This window comes from Georhizobium profundi, from assembly GCF_003952725.1.
GTDB classification, from domain to species: domain Bacteria; phylum Pseudomonadota; class Alphaproteobacteria; order Rhizobiales; family Rhizobiaceae; genus Georhizobium; species Georhizobium profundi.
This window is the reverse complement of record NZ_CP032509.1, coordinates 2,100,774-2,114,233: the sequence shown is the minus strand read 5'-3', so window position 1 is coordinate 2,114,233 and position 13,460 is coordinate 2,100,774. Positions and strand designations below refer to the sequence as shown.

14 protein-coding genes are annotated in these 13,460 nt (G+C 62.6%); 13 read left to right on the top strand and 1 reads right to left on the bottom strand.

Annotated features, from left to right (window positions below):
* The first annotated feature begins 9 nt into the window (after positions 1-9).
* From D5400_RS09960 to D5400_RS09935, 6 genes are all read left to right on the top strand, one after another.
* Positions 10-759, top strand: a complete 750-nt coding sequence (locus D5400_RS09960) for a glucose 1-dehydrogenase (RefSeq protein ID WP_126009875.1) — start codon at positions 10-12, stop codon at positions 757-759.
* 67 nt (positions 760-826) lie between these two features.
* Complete coding sequence (gene denD / locus D5400_RS09955; protein ID WP_126009874.1) at positions 827-1,813, top strand: D-erythronate dehydrogenase; 987 nt, start codon at positions 827-829, stop codon at positions 1,811-1,813.
* A complete protein-coding gene (gene ltnD, locus D5400_RS09950; RefSeq protein WP_126009873.1) occupies positions 1,810-2,712 on the top strand; it encodes an L-threonate dehydrogenase in 903 nt (300 codons plus the stop codon). Before denD ends, ltnD begins: the two co-directional genes overlap by 4 nt.
* A 2-nt stretch (positions 2,713-2,714) precedes the next feature.
* Entirely contained in the window at positions 2,715-3,971 is a 1,257-nt protein-coding gene (otnK, locus tag D5400_RS09945) for a 3-oxo-tetronate kinase (protein WP_126009872.1), read from the top strand.
* Complete coding sequence (otnC, locus tag D5400_RS09940; protein WP_126009871.1) at positions 3,968-4,621, top strand: 3-oxo-tetronate 4-phosphate decarboxylase; 654 nt, start codon at positions 3,968-3,970, stop codon at positions 4,619-4,621. Before otnK ends, otnC begins: the two co-directional genes overlap by 4 nt.
* A gap of 10 nt (positions 4,622-4,631) precedes the next feature.
* Positions 4,632-5,396, top strand: coding sequence for a hydroxypyruvate isomerase family protein (locus tag D5400_RS09935; protein ID WP_126009870.1), 765 nt, complete (start codon positions 4,632-4,634; stop codon positions 5,394-5,396).
* A 37-nt stretch (positions 5,397-5,433) separates the two neighbouring features.
* Here D5400_RS09935 and D5400_RS09930 read toward each other — a convergent pair whose 3' ends face one another.
* A complete protein-coding gene (locus D5400_RS09930) occupies positions 5,434-5,868 on the bottom strand; it encodes a pyridoxamine 5'-phosphate oxidase family protein (protein ID WP_126009869.1) in 435 nt (144 codons plus the stop codon).
* Between the two features lie 365 nt (positions 5,869-6,233).
* Here D5400_RS09930 and D5400_RS09925 point away from each other — a divergent pair, with 365 nt between their 5' ends.
* The 7 genes from D5400_RS09925 (at position 6,234) to D5400_RS09895 (ending at position 13,260) form a co-directional block, all read left to right on the top strand.
* Positions 6,234-7,568, top strand: a complete 1,335-nt coding sequence (locus tag D5400_RS09925; RefSeq protein WP_126009868.1) for a tyrosine-type recombinase/integrase — start codon at positions 6,234-6,236, stop codon at positions 7,566-7,568.
* A 151-nt stretch (positions 7,569-7,719) separates the two neighbouring features.
* Positions 7,720-8,055, top strand: coding sequence for a helix-turn-helix domain-containing protein (locus D5400_RS09920; protein ID WP_126009867.1), 336 nt, complete (start codon positions 7,720-7,722; stop codon positions 8,053-8,055).
* Complete coding sequence (locus D5400_RS09915; RefSeq protein WP_126009866.1) at positions 8,048-9,295, top strand: type II toxin-antitoxin system HipA family toxin; 1,248 nt, start codon at positions 8,048-8,050, stop codon at positions 9,293-9,295. Before D5400_RS09920 ends, D5400_RS09915 begins: the two co-directional genes overlap by 8 nt.
* 140 nt (positions 9,296-9,435) lie before the next feature.
* A complete protein-coding gene (locus D5400_RS09910) occupies positions 9,436-10,404 on the top strand; it encodes an ArdC family protein (protein WP_126009865.1) in 969 nt (322 codons plus the stop codon).
* Between the two features lie 155 nt (positions 10,405-10,559).
* On the top strand, positions 10,560-10,919 hold the full coding sequence (locus tag D5400_RS09905) for a hypothetical protein (RefSeq protein WP_126009864.1): 360 nt from the start codon (positions 10,560-10,562) through the stop codon (positions 10,917-10,919).
* Positions 10,919-12,043, top strand: a complete 1,125-nt coding sequence (locus D5400_RS09900; protein WP_126009863.1) for a DUF7146 domain-containing protein — start codon at positions 10,919-10,921, stop codon at positions 12,041-12,043. The genes D5400_RS09905 and D5400_RS09900 overlap by 1 nt, the downstream gene beginning before the upstream one ends.
* Positions 12,044-12,336: 293 nt before the next feature.
* Positions 12,337-13,260 carry a DUF2493 domain-containing protein gene (locus D5400_RS09895; protein ID WP_126009862.1) on the top strand — a complete coding sequence of 308 codons (924 nt, stop codon included), beginning with the start codon at positions 12,337-12,339 and terminating at the stop codon, positions 13,258-13,260.
* Positions 13,261-13,460 lie beyond the last annotated feature (200 nt).

Genomic DNA, 13,460 nt, shown 5'->3' with positions numbered 1-13,460 from the left:
GAGACCATCATGAAACTGAAAGACAAAGTCGCACTTATCACCGGAGCCGGCGGTGGTTATGGCGAAGGCATCGCGCACTATTTCGCCCAGGAGGGCGCCAAGGTGCTCGCGGTCGATATTCGCGCCGACGCTGCCGAGACAGTCGCTGCCGCCATCGGCGAGAACGCCTCCGCCTTCACCGCCGACGTGACGAAGAGCGACGACACCAAAGCGATGATCGACGCGGCCGTGGAGCGCTTCGGCAAGCTCGACATCATCGTCAACAATGCGGGCACGACGCACAAGAACCAGTCGATGCTGAACGTGGACGAGGCCACTTTCGACAAGGTCTATGCGGTCAACGTCAAGTCGCTCTACCATGCCGCCATCCACGGCGTGCCCGTGCTCGAAAAAAACGGCGGCGGCGTCATCATCAACATCGCATCCACCGCCGGTGTGCGTCCGCGTCCGGGCCTCGTCTGGTACAACGGCTCGAAGGGTGCTGCGATCGCGATCACCAAGTCGATGGCCGTCGAACTCGCCGATCGGAAAATCCGCGTCTGCGGCGTCAATCCGGTGATGGGTGAAACGGGGCTCACCGACCATTTTCTGCCGGGTGACGACACGCCCGAGACCCGCGCCAAGGTCATTGCCGGCATTCCGCTCGGCCGCCTCTCGCGCCCGCTCGATATCGCGAAAGCCTGTGGCTTCCTCGCCTCCGACGAAGCCGAATTCATCACAGGCGTCTGCCTGGAAGTCGATGGCGGCCGCTGCATCTGATAATGTTTGAACGGGAAGGCTGTTCTATCGGGCAGCCTTCCTTTGCTTTTTCTGGAGTGCGATCGACATGGGCGAATGCCTCATCATCGGCGGAGCCGGCATGCTGGGCCTCAGGCTGGCAAAAGCGCTTGCAGCCAAGGGCGCGATTGGCGGCACGCAACTCGATGCCCTCACGCTTTTTGATGTGGTCGAGGCGCCGACCATCGAGGCTGCGATAGAGGTCACCACTAGAACCGGTGACCTGACGGCACCCGGTGCGGCAGACGCGCTCATCGCGAGCCGCCCGGCGATCATCTACCATCTGGCGGCCATTGTTTCTGGTGAGGCGGAGCGCGATTTCGACAAGGGTTACCGCATCAATCTCGACGGCACCCGCCATCTGTTCGAGGCGATCCGGCAAGAGCATCTCAGGACAGGATACTGCCCGCGCGTGGTGTTCTCCTCTTCGCTCGCCGTCTTCGGCGCGCCTCTGCCCGATGTGATCGGCGACGACCAGGTGCTGACGCCGATGTCGAGCTACGGCACGCAAAAGGCGATCGGCGAATTGCTTTTGGCAGATTACACGCGCCGCGGTTTCATGGATGGCATCGGTATCCGCCTGCCGACCATCTGCATCCGACCCGGCAAGCCGAACGCGGCCGCCTCGGGCTTCTTCTCCAGCATCCTGCGAGAACCGCTGGTGGGCGAAGACGCCGTGCTGCCTGTTTCGCCGGATGTGCGGCACTGGTTTGCGAGCCCCCGCGCCGCGATCGGCTTCCTGGTCCATGCCGGCGACATTGCAGCTGACACGATCGGCACGCGCCGCAACCTCACCATGCCTGGCGTCACGGCAACGGTCGCGGAGGAGATCGAGGCGCTACGCCGCGTGGCAGGTGATGCCGCCGTGGCGCGCATTCGCCACGAGCCGGACGCGGCGATCGACGCCATCATCTCCACCTGGCCAAAAGCCTTCGATGCGCGCCGCGCCCTCGAACTCGGCTTCACGCCCGACATGTCGTTTGACGCGATCCTCGACGCGCACATCGCGGACGAACAGATCGAGCTGTCCGCATGAGCCGCGTGCTTCTGGTCGGCCTCGGCGCCATGGGCTTCGGCATGGGGCAATCGCTCCTGCGCGCCGGCCATGAGGTCTGCGGCCACGACATCGACGCCGATGCGATGGCGCGCTTTGCCGCCGAAGGTGGCAGGACGGCGGCTCTTGGCGATGCGGCAAGTGAGGCCGATATCGCCGTTCTGGTCGTCGTCAATGCGGCGCAAACGGAGGCGATCCTGTTCGGTGATGACGGCATTGCGAAGCGCCTGAGGCAAGGCGCCGTCGTCATATCCTGCGCGACTTTCGCACCAGAGCACGCTATCGACTTCGAGGCGCGACTGGCGGAATGCGGCATTCATTATCTCGATGCGCCGATCTCCGGTGGGTCGGCCCGGGCAGCGGAAGGCAAGCTTTCCATCATGGCCGCCGGCAGCGCGGAAGCATTCGACCGCGCCCGCCCAGCACTCGACGCCATGGCGGAGACCGTTTTCGAGCTCGGCGACAAGGCAGGCCCAGGTTCGGCGATGAAGATCGTCAACCAGCTGCTCGCCGGCATCCACGTGGTCTCGACGGCTGAAGCGATGGCATTCGGCATCGGCCAGGGGATCGATCCGCACCGCATGATCGAGGTGATCTCCCGTTCGGCGGGCTCCTCCTGGATGTTCCAGAACCGCGCACCCTACATCGCCGACGGCGATTACCGGCCGCATTCGGCCGTCGACATCTTCGTCAAGGATCTCGGCATCGTGCGCGACATGGCTCAGGCGACAGGGCTGTCGGTGACGCTCGCCGATGCCGCCTTTGCCCGGTTTGCGCAAGCCAAGGAACAGGGTCTTGGCCGGATTGGCGATGTGGCCGTTGCCAAGCTCTATGCACAAGAAGGTGGGATCGCCCTGCCCGATAAGACGACGAAGGACTGACCATGCTGCTCGGCTGCATCGGCGACGATTTCACCGGCTCTTCCGACCTCGCCAACACGCTCGTCAAGAACGGCATGCGCACGACGCAATATTGCGGACTGCCGCAGGCCGATGCCGGAGCGGACGTCGAAGCCGGCGTCGTCGCGCTTAAGACGCGCAGCATCCCGGTCGAGGAGGCCATCGAAGAATCCCTGCAAGCACTGGAATGGCTTCAGCGGCAGGGCTGCACGCAGTTTCTGTTCAAATACTGCTCGACATTCGATTCGACACCTGAGGGCAATATCGGTCCGGTCGCCGAGGCGCTGGCCGATCGGCTGGGCGCCCGCAAGGTCATCGTCTGCCCGGCCTTCCCCGGTGCCGGACGCACGCTCTATCAGGGACACCTGTTCGTGCAGGACCGACTGCTGAGCGAATCCGGCATGGAAAACCATCCACTGACACCGATGACCGATCCCGATATCCGCCGTTGGCTCGGCCTGCAGGTCAAGGGCAGCGTCGGCCATGTGGCCTATGGGCAAGTTGCGGGAGGCGCGGAAACGATCGCCGCGGCCCTTACCCGTGAAGACCAAGCCGGCCATCGCCTGATCGTCGTCGACGCGCTGACCGACGACGACCTCACAGCCATCGGTGCGGCGGCGCACAATATCCCACTTCTGACCGGAGGCTCCGGTATCGCGACCGGACTGCCCGGCAATTTCCGCCAACGCGGTCTTCTGGCGGATGCACGAGAGGCATGGGAAGGCGTCGACGGTCCGGCAGTCGTGCTCTCTGGCTCCTGTTCCAACGCCACGCGACGCCAGGTCGAGCGATACCGGCAGGCGCACCTGTCCTTCGAGGTGACCGCCGACGCGGTCATGGATAGCAGCGTCGATGTCGACGCATTGGTGCACTTCGTCGAAAAGCATCGCGATGCCGTACCGCTGGTCTATTCGTCCGCCGATCCCGCAACCGTGAAAGCCGCTCAATCACGCTATGGCACCGAGCCGCTGGCCCATGCGATCGAGACGCTTTTTTCCGATCTGGCCGGTGCACTCGCCGCAACGGGCTTCACCCGCATCGTGTCAGCCGGCGGCGAGACCTCGGGCGCGGTGGTGCGTGGGCTCGGCATCGAAGCGCTGCAGATCGGCCCAGAGATCGACCCCGGCGTTCCGGCCATGCGCGTCACCGGAAAGCCGCTTGCGGTGGCGCTGAAATCCGGCAATTTCGGTGCGGACAACTTCTTTGACAAAGCGGTTACGGCGTTGGGGGCACAAACATGAGCAGCGAGGAGGTGAAAGCGCGCGAACTCGTCTGCACGCTGGCGCGATCGCTTTTCGAACGCGGCTTGACCGGCGGCGCATCGGGCAACATCTCCATGCGGCTCGCCGACGGTGGCTTGCTGGTGACACCGACCGGCAGCTCCATGGGGCGGCTCGATCCGGCGCGGCTTTCTCACTTCGACGCGTCCGGAACGCTCGTTTCCGGCGATCAACCCACAAAGGAAATGGCGCTGCACATTGCCTTCTATGAAACGCGCGGCGCAAAGACCGGCGCGGTCGTGCATCTCCATTCAAGCCACTCGGTCGCGCTTTCCATGCTGCCGGAGACGGACCCGGACAACGTGCTGCCGCCGTTGACGCCCTATTCGATCATGCGGCTCGGCAAGGTGAGACTACTTCCCTATTTCCGTCCCGGCGACGCCGCCATGGGCGCGGCGATCCGCGGCCTCGCCGGCAAGCGCAGCGCCGTGCTGCTCGCCAATCATGGCCCGGTCGTCGCCGCCAAGGACCTCGAGGCCGCCGTCTACGCGATGGAAGAGCTGGAGGAGACCGCCCGCCTGGCGCTGCTGACGCGTGGCATGAACCCGCGCCTGCTCAACGACAGTGAAATTCGCGACATCGTCGACACGTTCGACGTCGAGTGGGATTGAGGGCTGCACGATGCCCATCGCCTTTTCCGCCAATCTCGGCTTCCTCTTCACCGAATACGCATTGCCGGATGCGGTGCGCGCGGCAAGCCGTGCGGGTTTTAAAGCCGTTGAACTGCACTGGCCCTATGCGACGCCTGCCGCAGACCTGCGCGCGGCTCTCAACGAAACTGGGCTCCCCGTCCTCGGGCTGAATACGGTGCGCGGCGATCTGGACAAGGGCGAATTCGGCCTCGCCGCATTGCCCGGCCGCGAGACCGCTGCGCGCGCTGCCATCGACGAAGCGATCGCGTACGCGCGGGCAATCGGAGCACAGAACGTCCATGTCATGGCCGGGCGCGCAGAAGGCGAGACCGCCGAGCGTACTTTCGCCGACAACCTCGCCTATGCCTGCACGGCGGCTGACGCCCATGGCATCGGCATTCTCATCGAGCCGCTCAACGCACGCGACGTGCCCGGCTATTTTCTGACGGACATAGCGCACGCTGCGAGGATCATCGACCGCGTCGGCGCGCCCAATCTCCGCATCATGGCCGATTGCTACCACATGCAGATCGTGGGCGGCGATCTCCTGACGCGGCTGACGCATCACCTACCCAAAATCGGCCACATCCAGTTTGCCGCCGTTCCCGACCGCACCGAGCCCGACCACGGCGAGATCGATTTTTCCTGGTTGTTGAAGGCGCTTGCCGACGCCGGTTACGACCGCCCGTTCGGCGCGGAATACAAGCCTTGCGGGCGGACAGAGGACGGTCTGGGGTGGCTGAAGGCGTTTTGAGGCGCCGCCAGCGCGTTCGGATCGCGCGCTGCACGCCTCAGACGATGATGTCGCCTTCTTCCTCACCGTCCCAGTAATGAATACGATCGGCGTGCACCTTGATCAGGACCATGCCCGGCGTATCGACGCCTTTCTCGAACCAGCGCTCCAGATCTTTCGTCCAATGCTCCTCGAAGGCGTTCTTGTCGCGGATGAGTTCGGCTGTCCCCTCGATCGCGATGAAAATCGGCGGCTTGCCAAGCCACCCTGCGGACCCTTGAAGCGACATGGAGACCTTGGGGTCACTTTCGATATCCGAAACGGTTCGTGTCGAATCATAGGTGAAGAAATAGCTGTCACCTTGGAATTCCACATCCCGGTTGTTGCTCATCGGCCGCCCGGCCAGCGCACCATTCTCCGTGCGCGTGAACAACATCGTGAAATCGATGTCGCGCATCGTCTTTGAAATCTGCTCAAGCGTTCGATCGGTCATCGTCGTCTCCAGAAGCGACAGGGGCGAAGGTCTGCCGTGGAGAACTTGCGAACGCCAAATACGTTGCGCCGATGTCGCAAACCAGCGCGAACCACTGAAGTAGCGACAGCATCACGGTTTTGGGAACGATTGGTGCACCCGACAAGATTCGAACTTGTGACCTCTGCCTTCGGAGCGTGTCCGGAAGGTTTTTGCCAGCGTTTCTTTTTTACGAAGAAAGCCCGATAACCTACTACGTAGATTGAATTTTCTTGCTTGCCTAGCCGAAGCGCGTATCCAATAATTCGTCAAAGTTTCCTCTTGACTGCTTCCGTGGTGCTTCCGTGAAAAACGCCTGCGTGGCGTCAAACCTGGGGATGTTCGAGATGCCGAAACTCAATAAGCGCACAGTCGACCAACTCGAAATCAGGGCGAACGACTACATTGTCTGGGATGATGATTTGTCCGGTTTCGGACTGCGCGTGTTCGCGACAGGCAAGCGCAGTTATGTCCTCCAATATCGAGCGAAGGGCCGCACCCGCCGGTTCACAATAGGTCCGCATGGCGTTTGGACGCCGGAAACGGCGCGCAAGGAAGCGCGTGTTCTCCTTGGCCGCATAGCGGACGGAGCCAACCCCGCCGAGGAGAAGCAGCTCGATCACAAAGCAATCACCGTCAAGGAACTGTGCACGCTTTACATCGATGACGCGAAGGCTGGCTTGATCCTTGGCAAAGGGCGACGACCCAAAAAAGCGTCAACGATCTACACTGACGAGGGGCGGATCAGACGGCACATTATACCGTTGCTAGGGACACGCCGCGTGAAGGACCTCACCCCTGCCGACATTACGCGCTTCATGCGTGATGTCGCGTCAGGGAAAACAAGAGCAAATCAGAAGACATGTCAGCGCGGCCGAGCAATCGTCCGGGGAGGCATCGGCACCGGTACGCGGACGGTTGGATTTCTCGGAGCCCTTCTGACATACGCGCGCGAGAACGGAATTATTGAGATCAATCCCGCACACGGGATCAGAAAAGCCGCCTATCAGAAGCGTAGTCGCCGTCTATCCGAAGCGGAATACCGGATTCTTGGTCAGTTGCTCCGGAAGGCGTCCGCTGATGATCAGCTTGCGACCGCCGCCGCGATTGCCCGTGCGATCGCCTTAACCGGCTGCCGACGAGGTGAAATCATCGACCTCGACTGGCGCGAGGTGGACACCGAGAACAGCTGTCTTCGGCTCCGGGACAGCAAGGAAGGCGCCTCGGTGCGGCCAGTCGGACTACCCGTTGTCGACCTGTTGGAGCAGCGGGGCTCGGACGCCCTCGCTGGTCCGGTCTTCGAGGGCACCATCGCTGGCAAACCGCTTATTGGTTTTCCGAAGCACTGGAATAAGATCCTTGGTGACTCCCCATTGGCCGATATCACCCCGCATGTGCTTCGGCACAGCTTTGCGAGCATCGCCAACGATCTCGGATTTACCGAGTCCACTGTGGCGGCGCTGCTTGGTCACGCACAAGGGACCATTACAAGCCGTTACATCCACAACGTTGACACAGCACTGATCACGGCCGCCGACACAGTTGCAGGGTACATTCAAGGCCTGCTGAACGGCGTTCAGTTCAGGCGGATGACCTATGCGTTGGATCGCAAGGCGCGCCTGGCCAGTATGGCGCGCCTTCTCGACACGGATCTGGTCGTGACCAACAATTTGCCGAGTTGAAATTGCGATGCAGCTTCGGTGTACGTGTCTTAAGCGCGACGTGAAACTGCGTGGTGCCATCACAGATCGTCTCGGAGAGACCGTGACCGACTCTGGATAAAATGTAATCTTCGTGCTACATATTTTCCGGATCTGTAGTGCGAAGGTGACAATGCCCACTCCCCATACTCCTCCAGCGGCTGTGCGCCGCGTTCTGCGCAAACTCGGGGCGGATATCCGAGATGCCCGCCGCCGCCGCAAACTGCCGATGGCGGTAGTGGCGGAGCGTGCCTTTACCTCCCGCTCAACCCTGCAAAAGATCGAAGCTGGAGACACCAGTGTCAGCATCGGCATCTATGCAGGCGTCCTTCAAGCCCTTGGCTTGCTTGAAGAGCTAGGCCGGGTCGCCGACATCAGCAACGACAGTGTCGGACAGGTGCTGGCCAGTGCCGACCTGCCCAAGCATGTTCATATCAAGCGGCCAACCGGATCGTCTTCGGATGACTGACTTCGAAGTTCACATCGATCTGCACGGCCGCACACGCTCAATTGGATTGGCCAGGAGCAATCGTGTCCGCGGAACGGAGACCATTCTCTTTGAGTACGACCGCGCATGGCTGGAGGATCCCGATCGCTTTTCGCTGGAGCCGGCGCTTGCGCTGACGCGCGGGGCCTTTGCTCCGCCTGCTGGCCTCGCGACCTTTGGTTCGATAGGCGACTCGGCGCCGGACACCTGGGGCCGGCGCCTCATGCAGCGCGCCGAGCGTCGCCTCGCCGATCATGAGAGCCGCGCCATTCGCACGCTCGCGGAAAGCGACTACTTGCTCGGAGTTGCAGATCAGACCCGACTCGGCGCCCTCCGGTTTCGACGGGTTGGCGATGAGACCTTCCAGGCGCCGATCAGGGACGGCGTGCCGGCGATGATGGAACTTGGCCGTTTGCTTCAGATCACCGAGCGTATCCTGCGAGACGAGGAAACAGACGAAGATCTTCAACTCATCTTCGCACCTGGTTCGTCTCTCGGGGGCGCGCGACCGAAAGCGTCGATCATCGATCACCATGACCATCTCTCCATCGCCAAGTTTCCGAAAGAGACGGACGAATATAGCATTGAAACCTGGGAGGAGATCGCGCTGCGACTGGCTGGACAAGCCAGCATAGTCACACCACAACACCAACTGGTCGAAATCGCCGGCAAGTCGGTGATGCTTTCAAGACGATTCGACCGGGATGGCCCGGTCCGCATCCCCTTTCTTTCAGCCATGGCAATGATGGGCGCCAAGGATGGCGATCGGGGCAGCTATCCGGAGATCGTCGATGCGCTCGCCAGGCATGGCGCTAAGGGTAAGACCGACGCTCACGCGCTCTATCGGCGCGTCGTCTTCAACGTCCTGATCTCTAATGTCGACGATCATCTGCGCAACCATGGATTTCTTTGGCTCGGCAAGGCTGGATGGTCGCTCTCGCCCGCTTACGACCTTAATCCGGTGCCCGCAGACCTCAAGGCGCGCGTCCTTACGACAAACATCGATCTCGACGAGGGTACCTGCTCGCTCGATCTTTTAGAGAAGGCATCAGAGTACTTCGCGCTCACGCTCGCTCAGGCCCGCGCAATCATCAAAGATGTCGCAACGGTAACCGCGACTTGGCGCGACACGGCCAGGACGGTCGGCGCACGTCCGGCCGAAATAGCCCGGATGGCCAGCGCCTTCGATCATGACGATCTCAAACGGGCGCTGGCGCTATAGCGCGCGCTTTTTATGGAGCGTTGTCATCGTCGCCCAACACTGGTGAAGCCGCCGCTCCCTAGAGTGAAAGTAGGCCGGGTGTTTCGTGACGGGTTGAGGGCTGGGAGAAAGGCTCCCGGCGCCCGTCGCGGAGAACCGCGATGTCGAAACTTGATCCACGCGACCGGCCGAACACCAATCGGACGAACCTGTATGACGAAATCACCGGCAAAATCCTTGCCGAACTGGACGCGAGGCGGTTGCCCTGGGTCCAGCCATGGGGGACCGCCGCAGCCAAGGCCCCGCTGGCCATGCCAACCAACGCCGCAACCAGACGCGGTTATTCGGGCGTCAATGTGCTGATCCTCTGGGGAGCGGTGATCTCCAATGGTTTTCCGAGCCAAGGTTGGCTCACATTCCGCCAGGCCTTGTCGCTGGGTGGAAATGTCCGGAAGGGCGAGCGCGGCACCACCGTCGTCTATGCCGACCAATTCGTGCCGGGCGATGAACGCCGGCGTGCCCGAGAGACAGGCGACGAAACGCAGTCGATCCCATTCCTGAAGCGCTTCACGGTCTTCAACGTCGCGCAGTGCGACGGCCTGCCCGAGGACCTCGCAGCCGCCGGGCCGGCGCCCGAACTCGGGCTGATCGAGCCCACGGTCGAGGCGCTGATCCGAGCAAGCGGAATCGACTTTCGCATCGGCGGCAACCGGGCCTACTACGCCCCGGACTCCGACCATGTGATGGTTCCGCCGCCCCAGGCCTTCTTCGAGCCAATCAACTGGCATCGCACGGCGCTGCATGAATGCGCCCATGCCAGCGGCGCGGCGCATCGGCTGGGACGTGACCTCACTGGATCGTTCGGCTCCAAGAAATACGCGTTTGAGGAGCTGGTCGCCGAGATCACCTCGGCCTTCTGCTGCGCAGCCCTCGGCATTGTCCCGACCGTCCGTCACGCAGACTACATCGGTTCCTGGGCTGAGGTCCTACGTGAGAACAATCGCGCCATCGTCCGTGCAGCAAGCCAGGCGAGCAAGGCTGCGGACTGGTTGCTGTCCTTTGCACCGAACGCCGTCGAACCGGGTCAGGCAATTGCCACTGAACCCAAGGCCGCACGTCAGGCGGCCTGACCTCTCACTCTCGCTTCAACATCGGCGTAGTCCCGTCTCTCTGGCTTTAAACCTTCCGGCTCGTCGGTTGCGAAGAGAAAGCGGGCTGCGCTGATTTTTGCGACGGGTTGGAGGTCGAGAGAGAGGCTCTCGGCCGCCCGTCGCGGAGACCAGTGATGTCCAGCATAATCAGGAAGATCGTCTTTTCCCCATCGCGCGACATAGCCTTCACCAAGCTCACGCTCTCGCCGACGAATGCCCGTCCCATCCAAACCATATTCTCCTCCCCTGCGCTCGCGACGGGCCAGGACGCATGGAAGGCCGATCTGTCGCAGAACGATCAGGCGCTCTTGGAGCGGCTATCGGAGTTCCTCGCCACAATGCGCGATCGTTTTTGGTCCCACGGCCTCTTCCACGAGATCATCTGCTGCGGGCTCCGGATATTCGTGCCCACCGACGCGACCGGCGTTACTGTCCTGGCCAAGGTGATGGAGCGCCATCCGGTCACGCGGATATCCGAACGGGAGGCCGCGTGATGGCCAGCTTTGACGCATCCGATCTCGCCGCTCGCCTCGCCGGCCACGCCGAAGCCGTGTGCCGGAACTATCTGTCCAAAGGTACAAGGCAGGGAGGTTACTGGCTGGTTGGCGACGTTCGCAACACCCCAGGCCGCTCGATGTTCGTGCGGCTTGAGGGACCAATGTCCGGCAAAGGTGCTGCCGGGAAATGGACCGACGCCGCGACCGGCGAGCATGGCGATCTGCTCGATGTCATTCGCGAAACCTGCGGCCTGCTCGACTTCAGGCAGGTGGCCGAGGAAGCGCGGCGCTTCCTGAGCCGCTCGCATCCAGAGCCGGTTCGAGAACCGCGGCGAGGCAGGAAGTCCGCGGCGCCAATGGGATCGCCTGAAGCCGCGAGGCGTCTCTTCGCGATGGCGCAGCCGATCAAGGGTACCCTGGCCGAGACGTATCTGCGCGCACGCGGCATTACGTCTTTGCACGAAACCGGATCGCTGCGCTTCCATCCCCGCTGCTTCTTCCGCCCCGATGAGCATTCCCCGACCGAGATCTGGCCGGCGATGATCGCTGCCGTCACGGATCTCAATGGCGAGCTCACTGGCGCACATCGCACCTGGCTTGACCCCAACGGCCTCAACGGGGCGACCCTGGGCAAGGCGCCAGTCGAGACACCGAGACGGGCGATGGGCAATCTCCTCGGGTCTGCCCTGCGCTTCGGACTGCCGGGCTCGGTTATGGCGGCCGGCGAAGGCGTCGAGACCATGCTGTCGCTGCGTTGCGTCCTGCCGACCATGCCGATGGCGGCCGCGCTGTCGGCGGCGCATCTCGCCGCCATCAAGTTCCCCGACACCCTGCACCGGCTGTATGTCGCGCGTGATGACGATCCCGCCGGCGATGCAGCAGTGACGACCTTGATGACCCGCGCGCAGGACGCGGGCATCGATGCGGTCATCCTGTCTCCGACGCTTGGCGACTTCAATGAAGACCTCCGGCTGCTGGGGCTGGCGGCGCTTCGGGCGGCCATCCGTGTCCAGATCGCGCCCCAGGACGTCGCACGCTTCGTGGAGCATGCAGCCTTACCGGGACGGAGGCAGGTGGCGGTCGGTCGATCATTTCGATCAACACGCTCGCACATGGGATGACCGTTTCGCCAGAGAACCGCGCCCCGGCCTTCCAGAGGGCGATCGGCCATCAGACGGACCATCCAGGCAACCTTGTGGCCGACTATTTTCCGGCGGCCCGTTCCACCCCACGCGGTAAAGCCGCGCGGGGACCCGGCTCGGGCCTTTCCATCGCGAGACAAAATAACCGGCCCCTGCGGTCCTTCGCTCACGCTGCGGCCCCTCGCTACGCTCCGGGTGCCAGTCCAGCCCGTCCGACGGCTTCGTCGCCATGAAGGCCGCGATGGCAAGCGGTTCAGCGAACGGAGCTTCCCATGAGCGAGCATGACGAATTTGAGCCCGACCACATCTCTTCTCCCACCGACCACGTTCTGACCGAGCTTCAACTCTACGGCTTCCATCCCCGCGACGATGAACCCGATCCTCGACCGATCCCGGAAGATCGCGTGATCACCGGCGCCGTCGCCGACATCTTCGACGCGCTGATTGCCACCATGGCCGATACCGGCCTCGACGCAGATCTCGACGACCTGCTGTGGTCAACGGTCAACACCTTCCACCGCGCCGTCGAACGGGTCGAACGCACACTCGATGACAACGAGCAGGCCCAAAAGCAAGGACAGCGTGAACAGGATGGCTCCGAGGTGAAGGCCGTGCAGCTCGAAGCGCTGATCGCCACAGGACAGCGGCTCATCGAACGCCGCGACGCCCTCGAACTTTTCCGCGACACTGGCGCCGACCTCTACCGCAAGACGACCGGCTCGAACTGGTTTCCCCGCCATGGCTCACGCGTCAACCATCGCCAGCTCACCTCTGCGATGATCGACAGCCGCGACTTCATCGCCGCACGCAAGCGCGCCGATCGCGAGGTGCTGCTGCCCGCCGGGCCGAAGATCGCGCTGACCGGCGGGCTCGACTTCAACAACCACCAACTGATCTGGGCCAAGCTCGACCAAGTCCTCGCGAAGCACCCTGACATGGTGCTAATGCACGGCAAGTCTCCGAAAGGGGCTGAGAAGATCGCTGCCCGCTGGGCCGACCACCGCGGCGTCGCGCAGATCGGTTTTGCCCCCGACTGGACCAAGCACGGCCGCTCCGCCCCGTTCAAGCGCAACGATCAGATGCTGGACGTAGTGCCGATCGGGGTCATCGTCTTTCCCGGCACCGGCATCCAGGACAACCTCGCGGACAAAGCGAAGAAGCTTGGCATCCCGGTTTGGAGGTTTGGCAGCAACTGAGCTTCTGAAAGACGCCCGACGATGGCTACCATCTCGTCAGTTTTGACAGTGCTGCAAACCAGCTTTGACGAATGCCATCATGGCCACTGTCACCATTCGCGGTCTCCGAGGAAACGCATCGCGTCGAGTTTGCTCGGTTCAGCACAGACGTATAGAGATCCGCAATGTGACTGCGTGGTCGTCTTCCCGATCACAAATTG